The sequence below is a fragment of the Saccharopolyspora sp. NPDC049357 genome (genome assembly GCF_040677225.1).
Taxonomy (GTDB): domain Bacteria; phylum Actinomycetota; class Actinomycetes; order Mycobacteriales; family Pseudonocardiaceae; genus Saccharopolyspora.
Genome location: NZ_JBFAQJ010000001.1, coordinates 1 through 22228, shown reverse-complemented (window position 1 = coordinate 22228; position 22228 = coordinate 1). Strand labels below are relative to the sequence as shown.

Genomic DNA, 22228 nt, shown 5'->3' with positions numbered 1-22228 from the left:
ACTCCCAGGCAGGTCGCGGCGGGCTTAGCGTCGAGGGCATGACGATTTCGACGTTCAGGCTGAACAACGATGTGGTGATGCCGTCGGTCGGGTTCGGCGTTTTCCAGTCGGCGCCGGAGGAGACGACCGCGGCGGTCGAGGAGGCGTTGCGGGTCGGTTACCGGCACATCGACACCGCTGCGGCGTACGGCAACGAGCGCGAGGTCGGTGAGGCGGTTCGTCGTTCGGGTCTGTCCCGGGACGAGGTGTTCCTGGAGACCAAGGTCTGGATCTCCGATTACGGTTACGACGCGGCGTTGCACGCCTTCGACAAGGCGGTCGGCAAGCTCGGCGTCGAGCAGTTGGACCTGCTGATCCTGCACCAGGCGCTGCCCGGTGAGTTCGACCTGACGATCCAGGCGTACCGGGCGCTGGAGAAGCTGCACGCCGACGGCAAGGTCCGGGCGATCGGTGTCTCGAACTTCATGCCCGGCCACCTGGACCGGCTGCTGAGCGAGACCAGCGTGGTGCCTGCGGTGAACCAGATCGAGGTGCACCCGTACTTCCGCCAGTCCGAGCTGCTGGCTTACGACACCGAACGGGGCATCCTCAACCAGGCTTGGTCGCCGATCGGCGGGATCACCTTCTACCGCGACGGTTCAAAGGGGTCCACGTTGGAGGATCCGGTGATCGGCGAGATCGCCGACGGGCACGGCAAGACTCCGGCGCAGGTGATGCTGCGGTGGCACCTGCAGCAGGGCCGCCAGGTGATTCCGAAGTCGGTCACCCCGACGCGCATCGCGGAGAACTTCCAGATCTTCGACTTCGAGCTCACGGCTGAACAACTCGCGGCGATCGACGATCTGGACACCGGAATCCGGGGTGGACCGGAGCCGGAGGAGATCACCCGCGAGAACTTCGGCATCGAGATCCCGGAAGCATGAGGAGGAACCGCACGATGCACACGCGCACGCTTGGCCAGGGGCTGGAGGTCTCGGCGATCGGTCTGGGCTGCATGGGCATGTCCCAGAGCTACGGCCCCAACCCGGGTGACCGCGACGAGATGATCGGAGTGATCCGCTACGCCGTCGAGGAAGCGGGCATCGACTTCTTCGACACCGCCGAGGTCTACGGGCCCTACGTCAACGAGGAGCTCGTCGGCGAGGCGCTGCGGCCGCTGCGGGACCGGGTCGTGATCGCCACCAAGTTCGGCTGGGACATCCAGGACGGGAAGATGGTCGGCACGAACTCCCGGCCCGAGCAGATCCGCCGGGTCGCCGACGAGTCGCTGGGGCGGCTGGGCATCGACGTGATCGACCTGTTCTACCAGCACCGGGTGGACCCGGACGTGCCGATCGAGGACGTCGCCGGGACGGTGGCCGAGCTGGTGGAGGCGGGGAAGGTCCGGCACTTCGGGCTGTCGGAGGCCGGTGCGGGCACGATCCGCCGCGCGCACGCGGTGCACCCGGTGACCGCGGTGCAGAGCGAGTACTCGCTGTGGACCCGCGATCCCGAGCCGGAGGTGCTGCCCGCCTGCGCGGAGCTGGGCATCGGTTTCGTGCCGTTCAGCCCGCTCGGCAAGGGCTTCCTGACCGGCACGGTGAGCACCTCGGAGTTCGCCGAGGGCGACATCCGCAACACCATCCCGCGCTTCGACGCCGACAACCTCGACGCCAACCAGACGCTGGTCGACCAGGTCCGGAGGCTCGCCGAGGACAAGGGCGTCACCCCAGGTCAGATCGCTCTGGGTTGGTTGCTGGCTCAGCAGCCGTGGATCGTCCCGATCCCCGGTACGCGCCGTCCCGGCCGCATCGACGAGAACGCCGGTTCCACTCGGGTCGCCCTGTCGGCCGATGAGGTCGCCGACCTCGACGCCCTGGCTGCGCGGACCGGGGTCAGGGGTGACCGCTACAACCCCGTGGGCATGTCCATGGTCGGTCTCTGACCTGCGCGGGGGCGTCGGCACCCGGCTCGTCGCTCACGTGATGGTGAGGAAGCCCGTTGAAGCGCAATCGCCTTCAGCGGGCTTCCGTCGCGATCGGACGCGGTAGCTGCCGCACCAGGCCTCACGGTGCCTCGTACCGGGCAACCCACCGGGTTCTCCCGGGTAATGCCAGTACCTGGCTGTGCTGCGGTGAGCGGCTTACGTTGGGTGCATGGGCAAGACCGACCACCGCGCGGAGGTCCGCGAGTTCCTCAGCTCGCGGCGGGCGCGCATCACACCGGAGAAAGCAGGACTCCCGGCCTACGGCGGAAATCGGCGGGTCAAGGGCCTGCGCCGCGAGGAGGTCGCCATGCTCGCGGGCATCTCGGTGGACTACTACGTCCGGATGGAGCGCGGCAGCCTGGCCGGTGCGTCCGAGAGCGTGCTGGACAACGTGGCGCGGGCGCTTCAGCTGGACGAGGCCGAGCGAGAGCACCTGTTCGCCTTGGCTCGTGCGGCCGGGCCTGGTCGTCGGCGGCGCACCAGCGTGCCGACCAGCGTGCGTGCGACCGTGCAGCAGGTCCTCGATGCGATCAGCGACGCCCCGGCGTGGGTGCGGAACGACCGCCACGACGTGGTGGCGATGAACGACCTCGCTCGTGCGCTGTACGCGCCGGTGCTGGCCGATCCCCGGCGGCCGGCGAACACCACGCGGTTCGTCTACCTCGATCCGGCAGCCCGGGACTTCTTCGTGGACTGGGACAAGGTCGCCAACGACGCCGCGGCGATGCTCCGCTTGCAGGCGGGTCGCAATCCGCACGACCGCGCGCTGATCGAGTTGGTGGGGGAGCTGTCGACGCAGAGCGAGCTGTTCCGCGAGCGGTGGGCCTCGCACGACGTGCAGCTGCACCGCAGCGGCCGCAAGCGCCTGCGCCACCCGGTCGTCGGGCAGCTCGACCTGGACTACGAGTCGATGGAACTGCCCTCGGAACCGGGCCTGACGCTCAACATCTACACGGCACCGGCCGACAGCCCGACCGCGGATGCGCTGAAGCTGCTCGCCAGCTGGGCCGCCACCCAGGACCACGCCGACCTCGACCCGGCCGAAACCGACAAGAGCTGACGGGAGCGCCGAGCGGCCGAACTGTCTTCGTGGCAGTCTATTTCATGATCGCGGCGCAGGAATCTCGTGGCCTGCGCTGTTCTCGAGGCGGTGGCCTGCGTGATCGTTCGATCGTCGAGGCCAGGGCCGCTGCGTCTCCAGAAAATGTGATCCGCCTGCTTGAGGTGAGATGGGTGTGTGAGATCAGTGCTGTCTTCAGCGCGGATCGCGTTGACGTCGGACGTTGAACGTTCAAATCTTGTGGCAGCAATGCTGCTCTTTTCGGGTGCTGTGATGCAATTCTAGCCAAGTCCATCTGTTCGTTTTGATACGGCCTTCGGGTTATTGGGAAATGAGTGAAAAACAAGGTTCCGTGCGCGCGGAAGATTGGTCGTTTTGGGATTGGGTCCGCTGTCACCCCTGGTAGAGTCGCGAACCTCGCAACTGATCCATCTCCCCAGGTTCAATGCTTGGCCGCGTGGTAAACGATGCCTGCGGCCCAAGATCGAAATATTGAGGGGGTGAGCGAATGAAGAAGAAGACGGTGCACAACTCCCCGCACGTGATCGGCGGCGGCACCACCGGCGTGCGGATCTCGAAGTAGCGGATAAGTGGGGCGGCTGTGGGATGCACGCATGCCTCGCCGCTCCACCCCGTTTCGCAGTCGTCGCTGTCCGAGTCGGAGGTGTGATCGAGTGGACGTGATGTTGGTCAACATGCCGTGGGCATCGGTTTCGTATCCGTCACTGGCATGCGGAATACTTAAAGCGGCTGCCGAACGCGGCGGGGATCATCGAGTCACTGTCGTGGATGCGAACCTCGATTTCTTCGATTGGATGCACGGAGAGTTCGGCGCCAGCCTGCGTGAGTACGACTTCTTCAGTCTTGACAGCTACTTCCAGGGCTGTGGTGACTGGGTCTTCACGTCTGCGCTCTACGACGATCGGGCATGGCGTGTCGAGGAGTTTTGGGCGGCGCATCGCGCAGACGTCGACGAGGCGCAGCTTCGGCTGTGCGTTCAACTGCACGAGCTCGTGCCGGATTGGATCTCGACCTATGCCAAGAACCTGGCGGAGTCCGCCAACGCTCTCGTGGGCCTCACCACGACGTTTCAGCAGAATGCGGCCTCGCTTGCGTTGGCTCGTGAGCTGAAGCGGATCGATCCTGCATTGCGGACTGTGCTGGGCGGGGCGAACTGCGAAGGACCGCAGGGCGCGGCCTGGCATCGGAACTTCGAGTTCGTCGACTTCGTCATCCGCGGGGAAGGTGAGGCTGCGTTCCCAGCTTTGCTTGACGCTCTCGCTTCCGGTGACGGTTTTCCGGAGATTCCGGGGCTGTGCTGGCGTCACAAGTCGGAGGCCGGAGCGAATGCGCCGAGCGCTGCCCCGTTACCGCCGGGGAGCATCGTTTCGCCTGACTTCGGTGATTACTTCGACCGGCACTCTTCCTGTTCTGCATCCACCGAGGTGGAACCCAAGTTGGTCGTCGAAGGATCCCGTGGTTGCTGGTGGGGAGAAAAGCACCACTGCACGTTCTGCGGTCTCAACGGGGCTTTCATGGAGTTTCGCAGCAAGAGCCCGAAGCGGTTCTACGACGAGTTGCTCGAACTCGTGGCTCAGCACCAGGTGCTCGATATCTACCTCGTGGACAACATCCTTGACATGAGCTACCTCAACACGGTCTTGCCCGCACTCGTCGAATCCGGGTGCGATCTGCGGATCCAATGCGAGGTCAAGTCTAACCTCCGATTCGATCAGATGCGCCTGCTCGTCGATGCCGGCATCGTCCAGGTGCAGCCAGGCATCGAGAACCTCAGCACTCGCGTCCTCAGGATTATGGACAAGGGCGTGACTGGCTGCCAGAACGTGCGGTTTCTCCGTGACGCCAGTTCGCTGGGCCTCACCGTGATGTGGAACTACCTGTACGGATTCCCTGGCGAGTCGGAGTCGGACTACATTGCTGTGCTCGATCAAATGACTGCGTTGCACCATCTCCCGCCGATGGACGGCGCGGATCGCATTGCCCTGGAGCGTTTCAGTCCCTATTTCGACCGCCTGGACCTGGGTTTCTCGGAGCGCAGCCCTGACCCCCAGTACGCACGAAACTACGATCTGCCATCTGCAGAACTCGCCGATATCGCCTACTTGTTCACCAGTGAGCCCGCAGGAATCGGGGCCGATGCCGAAAAGCACTTGTTGGATGCTGCGGATGCCTGGCGGGCTGCTCATCCGGCAAGCGCCCTGGAATGTGTGCGGATGGATGCCGAGATCGTGATCACGGACGACCGTCCCGGGTTCGGCCAGCACGAACTCGTGCTGGCCGGCACCGATGTGGCCGTGTTCGATTTGCTTGATCGCCCTAGGGGTTTGTCAACACTCCAGAAGCAATTCGGCCCGGGAATCCAGGACACGTTGAACTCCTGGCTGGCACTCGGTCTGGTCTTCACCGATGACGGGCACTACGTGCACGTCGTGTCCGAAGCCAACAATCAGCGGCAGCTGAGGGTCGGGTGAACGCGTGGAGATCGAAGCTCATTTGCACCACCGAGGTCGCCTCGGTCGCGAACCGGTGATGCGTCAACGAATTTCGACTGCGGCGCCCGAGCAGGCGGAGGCGTTGTTCACAGACCGCATCCGTCGAGTCGTGTTCACGGAGCCGATCGGGCTGACCGACGACACGGCCCGCCGGCCTCTCGATCTGCTTCGCGAACTGGCAGCTTGGGGCATGCCGGTCGAGTGGACGGCTGCCGCGATTCCGCTCGAGTGGAAGTGGTTCGCGCATCTACCTCCGCCTTCGGGAACGAGTGCTGAGGTAGATGCGTGGTGCACCGCGTTCCATCCGGGGAAATGCGTTTTGCGGCAGGGACCTGGGTTCATCCAGATCCGTGATCGACGATCCGGCGTGCTCGACTGTTACACGATCGATGAGCCCTACCTGCAAGACGTTGTGCACCAACTCGCCGCCGGGTTGAACCCGAACGAGTGTGACCCCGCTGCGGTCGCCCTTCTCATCGAACACGGCCTGGTGGTTCGGGTCGGAGACCTCGCGTGGTGGGCCCCGGCGCGCCTTCGCCGCTGGCCGGTACCGGCAATGGCTCTGTGACCGCGGTGAACAGCTGTGAGCGTGTGGAGGGGAACGAGGCGTGAGCGAAATGGGTGCATCGGCGACGGGCCTCCGTAGCCGTGCGTTCCGGCGTCTCCTCGCGGCATGGGGTGCCTCGTCGATTGGAGACGGGGTGCTCACGGCAGCGTTGCCGTTGTTCACCGCGGTGAGCATTCGCGATCCGCTGTCGGTGTCGATCGTGGCGGTGGCGTCGGTGTTGCCCTGGTTGGTCGTCGCCCTGCCCGCCGGGGCGCTTGTAGATCGGTGGCCTCCGCGGACCACACTGATCCTCAGCCTCGTTGTCCGCAGCGGTCTGACCTTGTCGTTGGGCGCGTTGATCACGCTGGGAAGCGCGAACGTCGCCGTCTTGGCAGTATGCGCGTTCATGCTGAGCAGCGCGGAGACCTTCGCTGACGCTGCCGGGCAGACGCTGTTGGTGACGTTGGCCGGTCGGTCTGAACTAGAGCGTGCCAACGGGCGCGTGGTCAGCGCAGAGACCGCGGGGGTGGAGATCGCGGGCCCCTTGGCCGCCGCGGGGTTGTTCGCGTGGAGGCCGGAATTCTGCTTTCTTGCCGTAGGAATCACGTTCGTCGTCGCGGGGCTTCTGACCGCGACGGTGAGCGTCCGCATCGAACGACCGGAGAAGAGGGAGATCACAGCGCTGCGCACTGAGGTTCTCGAAGGCATGCGGTTTCTCGTGCGGCAGCGCACGCTGCGGGTGGTGGTCGGCGTCGTCGGGGTGACCGCCTTCGTGACCAGCGGAGTCAACGCCGTGGCGTTCCTCTATGCCATCGATTCGCTGCGTCTTCCGGCGGCGTCGGTCGCTACTTTGCTCGTATGCACCGCGGTCGGAGCGCTCGCTGCAGCGCCGCTCGCGTCCAGGCTGGCGCTGCGATGGGGCAGTGGGCGGGTGATGATCTGCGCTCTCGTTGTTCTGGCCGTCGGCATCGCGACCTTGGGTGCCGGAGGATCTCAGTGGGTTGCCTGGGTGGCGTACCTGGTCATGGGCGTCGGTGCTGGCGCGTGGAACGTGCTTTCCTCGGCCAATCGTCAACGGCTCACGCCACGATCGCTGATGGGGCGAGTGACCAGTGCGCACCGGGTGCTGGCGTGGGGACTTATGCCACTCGGTGCGGCACTCGCGGGTCCGGTCGCCTCGATGACCTCACTGCGTGCGGTCATCATCGGAGCGGCCGTCCTCGTCATAGCGATCGCTGTGCTCTCGGCTCCGAGACTGCTCGGGTTGGCCCGGGCGATCAACCACGCCGAGGCCGGTGAGGTCGTCGAATCGTCACCTGGGTAGGGACTCCTGGGTGGGTGACGGCATGCGGCTGCGCAGTGCGCAGTTCGGAGTCCGGGATGATCAGCGTGGGCGGGCTACTGCGGCGTAGCAGGCGGAGCGTTCCGGGTGGTCGCCCGGCGGGGTCTCGGGGCGCCACTCGACGGTGTAGACGACGCCCGGGTCGATGAGGTCGAAGTCGGCGAGCAGGCTCTCGATCTCGGTTCTGCTGCGGAGCGTCATCGGGTTCCGGCTGTCGTCGAAGAACGGGGCCGCGGCCCGCATCTCGGGCAGGTCGCTGGTGAGGTGCGAGGCGATCAGGTACGAGCCGGGTGCCATGGGGGCCTGGTAGTCGCGCAGGAGGCGTTGGGGTGCGGCCGCGTCGTTGACGTAGTGGAGCATGCCGACCATCAGCAGGGCCGTGGGCTGCTGGAAGTCGATGAGCCGCAGCGTGTCCGGGTGTTCGAGGATCTTGTGCGGTGCCCGGATGTCCTCGCTGAGGATGACGACGCGCGGGTTGGCGGTGAGCATGCTGCGGGCGTGCGCCACGGCGACGGGATCGTGGTCGACGTAGACGACGCGGGACTCGGGATCGACCTCCTGGACCACCTCGTGCACGTTGCCGACCGTGGGGATTCCGGAGCCGAGGTCCAAGAACTGCCGGATGCCCTGGTCGAGGCAGAACCGGAGCGCGCGGTGCAGGAACGCGCGGTTGGCCCTGGCCGCGTCGCTGAGGTACGGGAAGACTTCCAGCGCAGCGTCCTGGGCCCGTCGGTCGGATTCGAAGTTGTGCGCGCCGCCGAGGGCGTAGTCGTAGATCCGCGCCACGCTCGGCTGGTTCCAGTCGATCTGCGAAGGAACCCAACTCGGAACTTCCTCCACCGCGCCTCTCCTCGATCGGTTCCCAGCGGGGGAGCGGAGTATGCCACGTCGGTGACCGAGGCATCCAGGGTTACCGGATCGATCCTGCGCATCGGCGCTCGGTCGTCGAGGCCAGGGCCGCTGCGGCGGTCAGTGCGATCGCGAGCGCGAGGGGCAGGTGGACGGCGGGGCCGATGATGGTTCCGGCGAGCGCTGTGCCCGCGGAGCCGGCGGTGATCTTGAGCGCGCCGGTCCAGACGAAGACCTGACCGCGCATCTCGGGAGGGGCGTACTCGTTGCGGGCTGCGAGGGTCGAGGCGAAGAAGTAGCCGTTGGCGATGCCGGCGGTCGCGTAGGCGGCGGTGGCGAGGCTGAAGGAGGGGGCGAGGACGACTGCGACCAGGGTGACGGCCACGACGGCGGCCAGCCGTGTCATGAGCCGGTCGGCGTTGCCTTCGAGCGGGCGGGCCATGACTCCGACGGATCCGGCGAGGTTGCCCAGACCGTAGGCGGCGGTGAGCATTCCGGCGGCTGCGGCGCCGGTGCCGAGCAGACCCGTGCTCGCGACCGCGGTGATCGGCAGGGCGGCCACGCTGAACGCGACGATCATGGTCAGGTAGAGGGTCCGGCGCAGCGGGCCGGTGGAGAGCATCACCGCGAGCGTGCGCGCCGGACGCGGCACGTCCCGGGCGTCGGCAGCCGGTGGTGAGGGCGGCAGCAGCATCACGAAAGCGGCTGCGAGGCAGGTGCCCGCGGCCAGCACGAGAGCTGCGGTCAGCGGTGAGGCCCAGGCGGAGACCGCTGCCACGACGCTCGGCCCGACCGTGCCGCCGATGCCGTAGGTGGCGACGTCCCATCCTTGCGCCCGGCGCTGGCTGGTGCGGCTGGGACCGGCGATGGCGGGCAACCGGCTGCTGATGCCTCCGGTCAGCAGCGGGCCGAGCAGACCGGAGGCGATGAGCAGCACCGCGGGCACGAGCGCGTGCGCCACGGGGTAGAGCAGGACTGCCGCGGCGAGCGTGGCGCCGTGGACCACGCTCGCCAGCGCGATCACGCGGCGGCCGTCTCGTGCCGTGTCGAGACTGCGAGCCACGAAGGGGCCGAGCAGGTGCGGTGCGGTGATGCAGGCGCCGAGCGCACCGGCCAGCCAGCCCGCATCTCCGCTGGTGGTGACGAGCAGGACGATGGCCACGACCGCGCCACCGTCGGCCGTGCGCGCCAGGGTCGCGGCCAGGACGTACCGCAGCAGGGCGCCGCTGCGGGTTCGCGTGGTCGTGCTCTCCTCGGTCATCGCCTCCCGAACCACCCTCAGCGAAGTTCGAGTCGCCGGACGACTCGGGCGACCGCGGCGCGATCGTCGTCGGGCAGTTCGCGCAGCGGTCGCGGCAGGTTGGGATGCCCCACGAGACCGAGGATTTCGGCGATCGCGGAGACCACGCGGAGGCTGCCGTGGCGGCCGAACAGCTCCCACAGCGGTTGCAGCCGTTGGGACTCCGCGGCGGCCGAGGCCGCGTCACCGGCCTCGGCCGCGCGGGTGATCGCCAGGGCGGGTTCGGGCAGAGTCCCGGCCACGACGGAGTACCAGGTGTGGCACCCGGCGTTGAGACCGGTTGCGGCCAGCGGATCCCCGCTGACACCGACCGTCACCGACGGCAGCGACGTGCGGAGGGCGGCGACGCGTTGCTCGGCTGCTCCGGGGTCGGTGGGCACCCCGGGGATCTTGATGGAGGCGACGTGGGGGAGCTCGGCGATGCGGGCGTAGAGGGCGTCGGTGAAGGTGAAGTGCGTGGTCCCGGGGTTGTCGTAGACCACCAGTGGAACCGAGAGCTCGGCGGTGACGTCCTCGTAGAGCCCGAACACCTCGTCCTCGGTGAGCGCTTGGTAGGACACCGGCGCCAGCAGCACGCCCGAAGCGCCCGCCTCTTGGGCGTCCTCGGCGAGTTCGAGGACGTCGCGGGTGCGCAGCGACCCGATGCCGACGATCACCGGGATCGTTCCCGCGTGGTCGACGGCCAGTCGCGCCGCGCGGGCGCGCTCGGCGCGGTCCAGGTACGGGTACGAGCCGGTCGAGCCGAGCGCGGTGATCGAATCGACGCGCGCAGCGGCGAGCCGCTCGACGAGCCCGGCGAAGGACTCCTCGTCGATGCCGCGCTCGGTGATGGGCGTGAGCGGGAACGCGCTGAGACCGGTGAACATGAATCCTCCCGAAGGTCAGGCCGGCAGCGCGGTGTGGAGCGCTGCGCGGAGCAGGTGTCGGTGGTGTGGGAAGGGAGCGTGCTCGTCCGGAGCGGACATTCAGGTTCCCTTCTTCGAGTGCAGGACCGCGGCGAGGTCGGCGGCGAACGCCTGAGCCTGCTGCGGGCTGATGTTCGAGGTGGTCACCCGCAGCGCTCCCGCGCCGCGCTCGGTGATCGCGAAGTCGGAACCGCCTCGCACCGCCCAGCCGCGCGCGGCCAGCGCGTCGATCAGCCGCTTTTCCCGTCGTCCCACCGGGATCCAGGCGTTGAGCCCGTCGCGGTCCGGTGGCAGGTGGATGCCGTGCTCGTGCAGCGCACCGGTCAGCGAGCGCAGGCGCTCGGCGTAGGTGTCGCGGGCGTGCCGCAGCAGCCGCGCGGTCTCCTCGTCGTGCAGCATCGTCGCCACGATGTGCTGCAGGGCGTGGCTGATCCAGCCCGCCGTCGAGCTCAGCCGTGCGCTCAACTGGGCCGCGCTGTCCTCATCGGACAGCACGAACGCCAGTCGCAGGTCTGGTCCGAGGAACTTCGACATCGACCGCACCAGGGCCCAGCGCGGCGCGGTCGCCGGGGTGATGCGGTGGTAGGGCCGGGCCGAGATCGCCGAGAAGTGGTCGTCCTCGATGACCAGCACCTCCGGGTGCCGGGACAGCAGTTCTCGCAGCTCGTCGGCGCGTTCGCCGGTGAGGCTCGCGCCGGTCGGGTTGTGCGCCCGCGGCGTGCACACGACCGCCCGAACGCCGACCTCCAGCGCCCGGGACAGCCCCTCCGGCGTCATCCCGTCCGCGTCCACGGCCACCGGAACGCTCCGGTAGCCGTTCAGCCGCATCGTGCCGATGCTCGACAGGAAGCACGGATCCTCGACCGCCACCGCATCACCGCGAGTGAGGTGCGCGCCGAGCAGGCGCTCCACCGCATCGGCCGCGCCGTGGGTGAGCACGAGCCCGCGCGGAACGGCCCCGACCTCGGGGGCCATCTCGGAGTCGGCCCACGCCGCCAGGCGCTCGTTGATCGGCGGATGCCCGTACAACGCCGGCACGTACCCGGAGCCGAAGGCCGCCCGGGGATCGGGCAGCAGCTCGGTCGCCGGGTTGCCGTCGGCGAGGTTGACCAGCTCACGAGCGGCCCCGCGGCCCTCGCCGTCCAGCGCGGGAACTCCGAGCACGACGGTTCCACCCCGACGCCGCGTCTCGACGAGCCCCGCCGCGGCCAGCTGCGCGTAGGCGGCCGCGACCGTGTTGCGGTTGACCCCCAGGTCGGCGGCGAGCCCGCGGATCGGCGGCAGCGCGGCACCTTTCGCCAAACCGCCGGAGTTGATCAGCCTGCGGATCGACTCGACGATCTCCGCAGCGCTGGACCCGGCGATCGCCTCGGGATGTTCTCTGCGCGCCACCCCGACGACGTTAAATGTCCTAGGACATAAAAGCGATCGCGAGTGGCATGGCTCACGAACCGGGCGGTGGTCGATGCAATTTGGGGCATCTGTGGTTTCAGTGGTGAATGAAATCAACTCGGGTTCGCCCCCACAAGCCGGGGCGCGGGAGGTGGTTCCCGCGCCCCGGCCGGTGTTCGTGATGTCAGCGCGCGATCAAGCGGGCTGGGGCGGTGGAGGCGTGGTGGAGCGCCCATTCGAGCGGGCCGCGGTGCAGCAGCGCCCGCCAGGCGGTCGTGATCAGCACGGTCGCGGCGACCAGCACCAGCCAGGGGGCGTAGGGGTTCTCGACGCTCAGCCGTCCCAGCTGCTCGGCTCCGAACGCCGTCAGGGCGAGCAGGTGCCCGGCGTAGGCGGTCAGCGCGAGCGCCCCGACCGAGGAGATCGGCAGCAGCAACCCGCGCAGTCGCTGACCGAACAGGCACAGCCCGATCACCGCGATGGCCACCCCGCCGGCACCGATGATCTCGAACGGGGTGCCGCTGTGCGCGGCGGCGGTGAGCAACCAGACGGCGGACGTGGTCGGCGCGGTCCCCAGGCTGGACGACATGACCGCGTCGAGGATCTCCGGCGGGAGCCCGTCAGGAAGCGTCGACAGCAGGCTCTCCTCACCACCGAAGAGGTTCATCGCGACCCACGAGCCGCCGTAGCCGAGCGCTCCCAGGCCCACGCCCGAGGCGATCAGCTTGCCGCGCACCGCGAGCAGGTCGAGCCTGCCCAACGTCATGCCGATGAGCAGGAACGGCAGCCAGGTCAGCACCGGGTACGCCCCGGTGAGCAGCACGCCGTGGAAGACGGTCCACAGTCCTTCCGCCGAACCGAAGTCGCCGAAGTTCGGGGCGTATCCGAGCTGGTTGGTGTCGATCCCGCTCCGCAACGCGAACGACAGCAGCGGTGCGCCGATCGCCAGCACCGCGGCCAGGATCGCCAGCGCACCCGCGCGCAGCCGCAGCAGCGGGATCGAGAGCAGGAACAGCACCCCGTAGAACGCCAGGATCACCATCGCGGGCACCTGAAGCGTGGTCAGCGCGATGCCGAGCAGGAACAGCAGGACCGCGCGGACGGCGATGCGCACCCTGGCGCCGCGCATCCGGTTCCGGTCGAAGGGCTGAGATCCGCCGCTGAGCAGCGAGATCGACACCCCGGCGAGCACCGCGAACAGTGCCGCCGCGCGGCCGGCCGCGAGTGCGGACGGCCAGGCGGTGGGTGGCATGACGTGCGCGGCGAACATGCCGAACACCGCGAGCCCCCGCGCCACGTCCAGGCCGACCAGCCTGACCTGGTGCGCCCGCTTCGGAGGATCGTGTTCGCTGGTGATGATCTGCGTCGTCGAATTCACGTGCGAGACAGTCGCACTCGCGGTCGGGTCCGCGGATCGGCCGCGAGGCCCGATCGACTAGCACTTTGGGACAGTTCCGGTCTACTACTCCTGGACGACGCGGCAGCAGCGGCTCCGCCCACGGAGTCTTATGTGGACAGAGATCCGGTGTGGATCCGTCAGCTCGGGAGCAGGTGGCCTCCTTCGCTCTCCCAAACTGCTTCCGACGACTCCTCCGTCGAGGTCGGATCATCGGCCAGCAGCTCGGCGGGGGAGGCGACGCTGTTGTGCTCGGCCGCCCTCGCCAGGGCCGCGTTCCCGCGGGGTTCGGTCGTGTCGGCGGGGATGAGCAGCAGGACCAGGTGGTGCCCGCTCGGGTCCGTCAGGCTGACCGTGCGCCGGTCGAGCGTGCGGAAGCCTTCGAGGCGCACCTGGTGCCCCTGGACGCGGAGCTTCCTGGGGGCCGGGTTCCACGCGGTCAGGTTGTAGGCGAGCCGGGTCATCGGTCCCGAGGTGGCGGTGAGCGCGGTGAGCAGCGACGTGAACTCCGTCGCCGGGTCCGTCGAACGCGGCCACCAGGCGCCGTCGACGAATCCCCGCGAGCTGCTCGCGGGCTTGAGGGTGAGGCGTGCGGCGCTTCCCGGACGCTGGTCGGGTCCCATGGCGGAACTCCTTCCCGGTCGGTCGACGACCGGTGCTGACCCCCGGGACTGCGGGCTGGACCGCTCACGTTGCCGAGAACCTCGTTGATCTCAGCCTACGCCGGAAGTCCTTGATCAGGGCCTTGGCGGCTTCGATGCCCGGCTCGACGGGTGCCCCGTCGTAGGACTGATGTCCCTTCCGGCTGACGGGCGCGCCGCTAGGCTGGCCACATGGCTGAACGCCTGGTCACGGACCGGCTAATCCTGCGGAGCTGGGAGATGGAGGACGTGCCCGCGGCCTTCGAGGTCTTCGGGCACGCCGATGTCGCCCGCTGGCTGAGCCCGATCATGGACCGAGTCCCGGATCTGGCGGCGATGCGGGTGCTGCTGCGGCAGTGGATCGTCGAGGACCTGCGGGCGGAACCTCCCACCGGGCGGTGGTGCGTTGAGCGACGCGAGGATGCCGTGGTGATCGGTGGTGGGACGCTGCTGCCGCTGCCGCCGGGCGGCGAGGACCTCGAAATCGGGTGGCAGCTGCATCCCGAGGCGTGGGGGCAGGGCTACGCCAGCGAGGCGACCTACGCGATGGCGCAGTGGGCGTTCAGCAACGACGCCGATGAGCTCTACGCCGTCGTGCGGCCGGAGAACACCCGCGCGGTGTCGACCATCCGCCGCAACGGCATGGAGTGGGTGGGCGAGACCGGAAAGTACTTCGGGCAGCCCATGCAGCTGTACCGGCTCCGGCCCGCTGATCTCGGCAAGATGGGACCGGGTGCGCTTCCACCGGGTTTCGAACCCGAATGAGCGGAGTAGCATTGGCCTAGCTGGTTGAGCAGAAGGCTCACCGTTCAGGCGACGCGGCGTCGGTGTTTCGCGGTTGCTCCCCTCGTCGATTCGCCTCCACGACCACGCCTGCCCTGCCGGTTCCGCGAACTCCGGGAGCAGCACATGACCGCAGCACGAACCCGCGTCCAGGACGCAGCGCTGGTCACCTTCGACGAACGACGCACCGCACCGGCCACGGAGGTGTCCGGACCGCCTGGACTGCACGTGCAGCTGACCCGCCCGCGTGCCGATCTGACGGTGCTGACCGCAGCGGGCGACATCGATTCCAGCAACGTTGGAGAGTTGGCGGGTCTGCTCTGGCCCGCTCTGCTCGTCGAGCACACCTCGATCGTCCTCGACTTCACGGCGGTCACCTTCCTCGGCGTCGCCGGACTGGAGCTGCTCTCCGCGGCGAACACCTACGCCCCGCATCGAGGGCTGCGGATCGTCCTCATCGCCGGTCAACCGGCGGTCGAGCGCGCCGTGCGCGCCGGCAGTCCTGACCTCGCCCTGGACCGGGCACCTCACCTGGCGGCCTGCACCGCGATCACGCCGCCCGCGCGGATGCTCACCGCCTAGCCGGGTCCGGTGACGCGGGCAACACGCCCGGACGTGGGGAAATGCGTGAACTGCCTGGTCAGGGGCGTCCTGCCTGGATGGCAACACGAGGCGTGGTGATGCGAGGGAGCGTCGCGTTGGACGGATAGAGTTCTCCTCCGTCCAGTCCTCGAATCACAGCCGGAGACGCCCGCGTGTCTGATCAGTTCGTTCACCTGCACGTGCACACCGAGTTCTCGATGCTCGACGGTGCTGCCAAGCACGATGCGCTGTTCGCCGAGGTCGCTCGGCTCGAACAGCCCGCGGTGGCGATGACCGACCACGGCAACATGTACGGCGCGCACTCCTTCTACAAGAAGGCCGTCAAGTCCGGGGTGACGCCGATCATCGGCATCGAGGCCTACATCGCTCCGGAGAGCCGGTTCCACAAGAAGCCGGTGTTCTGGGGCGCGCGTGCGCGCACCGGGAAGAAGGAGGTCGACGAGTACGGCGAGAGCGGCGACGTCTCCGGCGCCGGTGCCTACACGCACATGACGATGCTCGCTCAGAACTCCACCGGCCTGCGCAACCTGTTCCGGCTGTCGTCGCTGGCCAGCATGGACGGGTTCTTCCGCAAGCCGCGCATGGACAAGGAGCTGATCGCCGAGCACGCCGAGGGCATCATCGCCACCTCCGGGTGCCTGGCGGGGGAGATCCTCACCCGGCTGCGGCTGGGTCAGAAGCAGGAGGCGCTGCAGGCCGCCTCGGACTACAAGGACATCTTCGGGGCCGACCGGTTCTTCATCGAGGTCATGGACCACGGCATCCAGATGGAGCGCAACATCCGCGGTGAGCTGCTCGACATCGCCCAGCAGCTGGACCTGCGGACGGTGGCGACCAACGACAGCCACTACGTGACCTCCGATCAGGCCGGGCACCACGACGCGCTGCTGTGCCTGCAGACGCGCTCCATGATCGCCGATACCGACCGGTTCAAGTTCAACGGCGACGGCTACCACATCAAGAGCTCGGAGGAGATGCGCGAGTACTGGGACACCGAGGTCCCGGGCGCGGCCGACAGCACGCTGCTGATCACCGAGATGGTGGAGGGCTACGAGGAGGCGTTCGCCGCGCACAACCGGATGCCGCAGGCGAAGGTCGAGGCCGGCCGCACCGACGTGGAGATGCTGCGCGACGAGGTCGAGTCGTTCATCCCGAGTCGCTTCTCCGGCGACAGCTTCACCCAGGAGTACCGCGACCAGCTCGAGTGGGAGCTCAAGGTCATCACCGAGAAGGGGTACAGCTCCTACTTCCTGGTGGTCGGCGACATGATCCGGTGGGCCAAGAACAACGGGATCCGGGTGGGGCCGGGCCGTGGTTCGGCGGCGGGCGCGCTGCTGTCGTACGTGCTGCACATCATCGACATCGATCCGCTCCAGCACGGGCTGCTGTTCGAGCGGTTCCTCAACCCCGAGCGCGACTCGCCGCCCGACATCGACATCGACTTCGACGAGCGTCAGCGCGAGCGGGTCATCCAGTACGCCAAGGAGAAGTACGGCGAGGAGTTCTTCGCCAAGGTCATCACCTACGGCACGATTAAGACCAAGGCCGCGTTCAAGGACGCCGCTCGGGTGCACATGGGCCAGGCGGGTTTCCAGCTGGCCGACCAGTTCTCCAAGGCGCTGCCCGCGCCGATCGCGGCCAAGGACATCCCGCTGTCGGGCATCGTCGACCCCGACCACGAGCGCTACCCGGAAGCCGCCGAGGTCCGCTCGCTGATCGAGACCGATCCGCAGATCGGCAAGATCTTCGACACCGCCCGCGGGCTGGAGGGCCTGATCCGCAACGCGGGTGTGCACGCCTGCGCGCACATCATCTCGCGGGAGCCGCTGCTCGACGTGCTGCCGCTGTGGAAGCGCGACGACGGCGAGATCATCACCGGCTGGGACGGCCCGCAGTGCGAAGACGTCGGCCTGCTCAAGATCGACATCCTGGGCCTGGTCAACATGACCACCATCGACGACACCGTGCGGATGGTGAAGAACAACCACGCCGTCGAGGTCGAACCCCTCGACATCCCGCTGGATGACGACGCGACCTACGAGATGCTCGGGCGGGGCGAGAGCCTGGGAGTGTTCCAGCTCGAAGGTGGTGGCATGCAGTCGCTGCTCAAGCGCATGCAGCCCACCCGGTTCGGCGACATCGTCGCGTGCGTGGCGCTGTACCGGCCGGGTCCGATGGACGTCAACGCGCACCTGGACTACGCCGACCGCAAGAACGGCAAGAAGCCGGTCGAACCGATCCACCCGGAGCTCGACGAGCCGCTGAAGGACATCCTGGGCGAGACCTACGGTCTGATCGTCTACCAGGAGCAGATCATGGCGATCGCCCAGAAGGTCGCCGGGTACACCCTCGGACAAGCCGACCTGCTCCGACGCGCGATGGGCAAGAAGAAGAAGGAGGTGATGGACGAGCAGTTCGCCCGGTTCGAGGCCGGCATGAAGGAGCGCGGCTACTCCAAGGCCGCGATCGACCAGCTGTGGGCGACCGTCCTTCCCTTCGCCGGGTACGCGTTCAACAAGTCCCACGCCGCCGCCTACGGGCTGGTGACCTACTGGACCGCCTACCTCAAGGCCCACTACCCGGCCGAGTACATGGCCGCGTTGCTGACCGCCAACAGCAACAACAAGGACAAGACGGCCGTCTACCTGTCGGAGTGCCGGCGCATGAGCATCCAGGTGCTGCCGCCGGACGTGAACGAGTCCATGACCGAGCACACCGCGGTCGAGGGGCGCATTCGCTTCGGCATGGGCGCGATTCGCAACGTCGGCGCCAACGTGGTCGAATCGGTCATCGCCTCCCGCGACGAGAAGGGGAAGTTCTCGTCGTTCTCCGACTTCCTCGACAAGATCGAGATCACCGCGTGCAACAAGCGGGTCATCGAGTCGTTGATCAAGGCCGGTGCGTTCGACTCGCTGCGCCACACCCGGATGTCGCTCAACGCCCATCACGAGGCCGGGGTCGATGCGGTGATCGGGCTCAAGCGCCAGCAGGCGATGGGGCAGTTCGACCTGTTCGGGGGCGATGACGCCGGTCCCAGCGAGGAGACCTCGCCGTTGGCGCACCTGCAGTTCACCGACGAGGAGTGGCCGCGCAAGCAGCTGCTGGCCTACGAGCGCGAGATGCTGGGGCTCTACGTCTCCGCGCACCCGCTCGACGGTGCCGAGAGGCTGCTGGCTCCGTACCAGGACACCAGCATCGCCGAGCTCGTCGGCGGCGAACGCGAGCCCAGCGGGTACGGCAGCAAGGAGCAGCAGCCCAAGATCGCCGGCATGATCTCCGGCATCCAGCGGCGGCTGAACAAGAACGGTCAGCCCTGGGCGATCGTCACGCTGGAGGACTTCGAAGCCAGCATCGAGGTGCTGTTCTTCCCGAAGTCCTACGAGATGTTCGCCGACTGCCTGGTCGAGGACAACGCGCTGGCGGTCAAGGGCCGGGTCAACGAGCGCGAGGGCGAGATCAGCGTGTTCGCCTCCGACGCCGTCCCGATCGACATCACCGCGGCCGAGACCGACCCCGGCAGCGAACCGCCCCTGGTGCTCAAGGCCGATTCCCGCAAGCTCAACGCCGAGGTGATCAGCGAGCTGAAGCAGACGTTGACCGCGCACAAGGGGACCACACCCGTGCACGTGCACCTCGGCAAGACGCGACTGGAACTGCCGCAGTGGCCGGTCAACGTGTGCACCGAGCTGGTCTCGGAGCTCAAGTCCGTGCGCGGCATCGCGGTCGAGCGCGCGGGGAGATGACCGCCGGAGGTTCTGGCCTCGGGACTCATCGCGTGGAATCGCCCGTCCGACGGGACGGGCGATTCCACGCGGCGTCCTAGTCCTCGACGTAGACGAGGGCGTCGCCGACGGCTCGTTCTTCGCTGCCGCTGGGCTTGTTGGCGAGGGCGCCGTCGACCGACATGGTGGTGGAGCCGCCGCCGTCGAGGTTGACCGCGTCGGTCAGGCCCAGCGCCTGGGCGACGGCGGCGGTCTCGTCCATCGTGGTGCCGACGCTGGTGGTCTGCCTGCCGTCGATGGTGGCCAGCACGATCGTGCCGTCCGGGGTGGTTCCGGCGATGGTGCGCGGGTTGCGCGCGAAGAAGTCACCGGAACCCGGTGGCACGACCACCTCGCCGTCGGCGGTCAGCCGGTAGCGGCCGTTGACGCCGAACAGGCCCGGTCGCAGGTCGACCTGGTCGCCGTTCTCGTCGGTCAAGGTCGAGGACTTCTCGAGGCAGCCCCGCTCGGTGATCGCCAGCAGTGCTGCGGTGTCCTGCCCGGTCGCCTGCAGCGAGGTCTGGTCGGCCGCGAGCGTCGTGCCGCGCGTCGCGGAGCTGCGCACGACGCATCCGCGCTGGTCCAGCACGACTTCGGTGCCGGCCCCGGACGGGGTGGGGCCGAACTCGGGGTTGAACAGGACCACGTCTCCCGGCTGGGCGCACTGCGTCTGGTCGGGCAGCTCGGCGCATTCGGACGGCACCACCGGCGGGTGGTTGAGGTGTTCCAGCGGCATGGTGGCCTCGGTCTGCCGGTTCCGCACCGACCCGGACCAGGCGGTCCGGCCCATGAGGACCTGGTCGCTGTTGCTGTCGACGATCAGATCCGCCTCGGCCTCGGCGGTGGTCGGCTCGCTGAGCAGCTTCCCGCCGTAGACGCCCAGGCCGACCGGGTCACCGGGGTACTGCGGATTCGCGGAGAAGGTGAAGAAGGAGGCGTTGACCCCGGCCACGGCGCCCGAGAGGCGCACCAGGTCGGTGGTCTTCTCGACCGGCGCGAGATCGGGACCGTAGGTCGCTTCGACGCGGCCCTGGGCCCTGGTGGGATCGATGGTGAGCACGTTGACCACCCAGGGGCCGCGGGTGGTGGTGTTGATCTGGTCCGGCGGCGCGGGCTCGGTTCCGCGGACGATCCGCGTCAGTGCGACGCCCTCGGCCAGCGCGCGCGTCGATCGCGTCTCGGCCAGATCGGGGTCGCCGAGCGGGAGCCGGTCGCCCTCGGCGTCGGCGCTGTTCGTCGGGAGGAACGGGAGGACGGCCGCGATCGCGAGTCCCGCCGCGAGAGCGGGCGAGCGGCGCGTGCGTCGGGAGGTCGGGGTCATGGGCCCAGGCTCGACGGCCCGCGGAACGTTCTCGGGTTCCTGCGGTTGGCCAGTCGGTGAAGTGTTCATGACGCGGGCGTGGCACCGCGCTCCGCCGCAGCGGATCGACGAGGGCCGGAGCCGGTGGTTGATCTGGGGCCGGTCACGAGCGGTTGACCGGGAGGTTGCGGGCGAGGACGCCGGTGAGGGCGAGTCCGGCGGCGGTGACCCAGAGGACGCCCGCCGCTCCGAGGCCGGCCGCGACCATCCCGATGGCTCCGGGGATGATGACCTGGCCCGCGCGGTTTCCGGTGAGCCGCAACGACATCGCGCGGCCGCGAGCGCCCGGTGGGGCGGACTCGGCGAGCCAGGACATCGTCAGCGGCTGTCCGACGCCGAGCCCGAAACCGGCGACGGTGACCGCCAGGAGCAGCAACCACACCGGTGCGGGGGCGGCGGTGACGCTGATGCCCGCGGCGGCGCCGAAGATGCTCAGGATCAGCAGGCGGCGGCGCCCGATCGCCTCCGAGAGCCGCCCGAGGAAGAACCGCGAGGCCATCGAGGAGGCGGCGCGCAGCACCAGCAGCGTGCCGATCAGGGACGAGGCGATCCCGCGCTCGGCTCCGAGCGCGGGCAGGTAGACCAGGGAGATGTCGACGGCGGCGAGCACCGCGCACGCCGTCAGCAGCGCTCCGGCCAGTCCCGGCAGCCGAAGCAGTTGGCGCACGCCGACGTCCTCGGTGGTGGCCGGGCCGCGTTCGGTCCGCGTGCTCTCGATGGCGAAGGTCAGGGCGACCAGCGCGATCGCGACGGCGATGCCCGCCTGGAAGATCGGTGCGGTGTCCGGAATCGCCTTCGTCCCGCCGAATGCCACGATCATCAGCGGACCGGCGGCCTGGCCGAGCGAGGCGGCGAAGGTGTAGTAGCCGAACGCGGAGTCCATCCGGCCCGTGGTCGTGCTGTTGGCCACCAGCGCCTGCTGCCCGACGATCGCGCCCAGGTGCGCGGTGCCGAGCACGATGCTCCCGGCGATCAGGCCGGGCACGGTGTGGCCGAGCACGAGCAGCAACGTGCCCGCGGCGCACATCAGCAGGCTGCCGGCCAGCATCACCCGTCGTTCGCCGAGCCGGTCGACGATGTGCCCGGCCGGCAGCGCCAGCACCAGCGGGACGAGTGCGAAGCTGCCGGAGAGCACGCCGAGCCACGAGGCCGGAACGCCGAGTTCGAGCGCCCGGTAGGTGGTGGCGGGACGCAGGACGAAGGTGATGAGCTGGGTGAGCGCGGCGTGGCCGAGCAGCGCCCAGAGCTGCCGGTTCGCGTTGATCATCGGTGCAGGCGGCGGTCGGTTCGGGCCGCGGGTCTGGTCTCGAGGTGCTCGCTCATCACCACTGCGGCTCCCTCGGCACAACAGCCATCGAGGCCCCGCGCGGCTCCAGCGCCGTTCGGGTGGTTGACAAGCATCGCGGAGACTGGTCCTGCGATGCGCGCGAGCATCATCGCAGGAATGCTACCTCGACCACGGGGCGAGCTGTCCTCGGCGGTGCGCACGCTGAGCCGTCCGCGGTACGAGAACTCAGCGCACGCCCGAACTTCCACACCCGCGGCACCGACCGACGAGGAGGGCGGTGCGAGTTCAGTCCCACACCTGAAAACTGCGGCTCCGCCGCGTTCTTCAACCACGACCAGGTGCCGGGCTGGTCGAGAAGGCCGGTGGCCGGGCGGCGAAGGTCGCCCGGCCACCCCCGGTGGCGGGGTCAGTCTCCTGTGTGGAGGTTCTTGGAGATGAGGTCCATGACCGAGGAGTCGGCGAGGGTGGAGACGTCGCCGACTTCGCGGTTCTCGGCGACGTCGCGCAGCAGGCGGCGCATGA

General features: G+C 68.5%; 17 protein-coding genes. 9 read left to right on the top strand and 8 right to left on the bottom strand.

Annotation, left to right across the window (positions count from 1 at the left end; genetic code table 11):
• Positions 1-38 precede the first annotated feature (38 nt).
• From AB0J91_RS00085 to AB0J91_RS00060, 6 genes are all read left to right on the top strand, one after another.
• Positions 39-923, top strand: coding sequence for an aldo/keto reductase (locus tag AB0J91_RS00085; protein WP_363862128.1), 885 nt, complete (start codon positions 39-41; stop codon positions 921-923).
• Positions 924-937: 14 nt separating this feature from the next.
• The gene (locus AB0J91_RS00080; protein ID WP_363862125.1) at positions 938-1924 is read left to right on the top strand and encodes an aldo/keto reductase; all 987 of its coding nucleotides are present in this window, start codon (positions 938-940) and stop codon (positions 1922-1924) included.
• A gap of 211 nt (positions 1925-2135) precedes the next feature.
• On the top strand, positions 2136-3026 hold the full coding sequence (locus tag AB0J91_RS00075) for a helix-turn-helix transcriptional regulator (RefSeq protein ID WP_363862122.1): 891 nt from the start codon (positions 2136-2138) through the stop codon (positions 3024-3026).
• A 683-nt stretch (positions 3027-3709) separates the two neighbouring features.
• Positions 3710-5518 carry a RiPP maturation radical SAM C-methyltransferase gene (locus AB0J91_RS00070; RefSeq protein ID WP_363862992.1) on the top strand — a complete coding sequence of 603 codons (1809 nt, stop codon included), beginning with the start codon at positions 3710-3712 and terminating at the stop codon, positions 5516-5518.
• Between the two features lie 4 nt (positions 5519-5522).
• Positions 5523-6107: a DUF5825 family protein gene (locus tag AB0J91_RS00065; RefSeq protein WP_363862120.1), complete on the top strand. Its 585-nt coding sequence runs from the start codon at positions 5523-5525 to the stop codon at positions 6105-6107.
• Between the two features lie 49 nt (positions 6108-6156).
• Positions 6157-7410: an MFS transporter gene (locus AB0J91_RS00060; protein ID WP_363862989.1), complete on the top strand. Its 1254-nt coding sequence runs from the start codon at positions 6157-6159 to the stop codon at positions 7408-7410.
• Between the two features lie 60 nt (positions 7411-7470).
• Here the strand turns inward: AB0J91_RS00060 and AB0J91_RS00055 are convergent, their stop codons facing one another.
• From AB0J91_RS00055 to AB0J91_RS00030, 6 genes are all read right to left on the bottom strand, one after another.
• Positions 7471-8268 carry an SAM-dependent methyltransferase gene (locus AB0J91_RS00055; RefSeq protein ID WP_363862117.1) on the bottom strand — a complete coding sequence of 266 codons (798 nt, stop codon included), beginning with the start codon at positions 8266-8268 and terminating at the stop codon, positions 7471-7473.
• A gap of 70 nt (positions 8269-8338) precedes the next feature.
• On the bottom strand, positions 8339-9538 hold the full coding sequence (locus AB0J91_RS00050) for an MFS transporter (RefSeq protein ID WP_363862114.1): 1200 nt from the start codon (positions 9536-9538) through the stop codon (positions 8339-8341).
• Between the two features lie 17 nt (positions 9539-9555).
• The gene (locus AB0J91_RS00045; protein WP_363862111.1) at positions 9556-10443 is read right to left on the bottom strand and encodes a dihydrodipicolinate synthase family protein; all 888 of its coding nucleotides are present in this window, start codon (positions 10441-10443) and stop codon (positions 9556-9558) included.
• Between the two features lie 99 nt (positions 10444-10542).
• On the bottom strand, positions 10543-11874 hold the full coding sequence (locus AB0J91_RS00040; protein WP_363862108.1) for an aminotransferase class I/II-fold pyridoxal phosphate-dependent enzyme: 1332 nt from the start codon (positions 11872-11874) through the stop codon (positions 10543-10545).
• A gap of 184 nt (positions 11875-12058) precedes the next feature.
• Positions 12059-13252, bottom strand: coding sequence for a DUF418 domain-containing protein (locus AB0J91_RS00035; protein WP_363862105.1), 1194 nt, complete (start codon positions 13250-13252; stop codon positions 12059-12061).
• 158 nt (positions 13253-13410) lie between these two features.
• Complete coding sequence (locus AB0J91_RS00030; RefSeq protein WP_363862102.1) at positions 13411-13893, bottom strand: DUF5994 family protein; 483 nt, start codon at positions 13891-13893, stop codon at positions 13411-13413.
• A gap of 210 nt (positions 13894-14103) precedes the next feature.
• Here AB0J91_RS00030 and AB0J91_RS00025 point away from each other — a divergent pair, with 210 nt between their 5' ends.
• From AB0J91_RS00025 to dnaE, 3 genes are all read left to right on the top strand, one after another.
• The gene (locus AB0J91_RS00025; protein ID WP_363862099.1) at positions 14104-14676 is read left to right on the top strand and encodes a GNAT family N-acetyltransferase; all 573 of its coding nucleotides are present in this window, start codon (positions 14104-14106) and stop codon (positions 14674-14676) included.
• Positions 14677-14820: 144 nt separating this feature from the next.
• Positions 14821-15276, top strand: a complete 456-nt coding sequence (locus AB0J91_RS00020; RefSeq protein WP_363862096.1) for an STAS domain-containing protein — start codon at positions 14821-14823, stop codon at positions 15274-15276.
• Between the two features lie 173 nt (positions 15277-15449).
• On the top strand, positions 15450-19040 hold the full coding sequence (gene dnaE / locus AB0J91_RS00015) for a DNA polymerase III subunit alpha (RefSeq protein WP_363862093.1): 3591 nt from the start codon (positions 15450-15452) through the stop codon (positions 19038-19040).
• A gap of 76 nt (positions 19041-19116) precedes the next feature.
• On the opposite strand, the gene AB0J91_RS00010 is transcribed toward dnaE, so the two are convergent.
• Positions 19117-20379: a phosphodiester glycosidase family protein gene (locus tag AB0J91_RS00010; RefSeq protein ID WP_363862090.1), complete on the bottom strand. Its 1263-nt coding sequence runs from the start codon at positions 20377-20379 to the stop codon at positions 19117-19119.
• Positions 20380-20521: 142 nt separating this feature from the next.
• Positions 20522-21685 (bottom strand): MFS transporter, encoded by a 1164-nt coding sequence (locus tag AB0J91_RS00005; RefSeq protein WP_363862087.1) that lies wholly within the window; start codon positions 21683-21685, stop codon positions 20522-20524.
• Positions 21686-22228 lie beyond the last annotated feature (543 nt).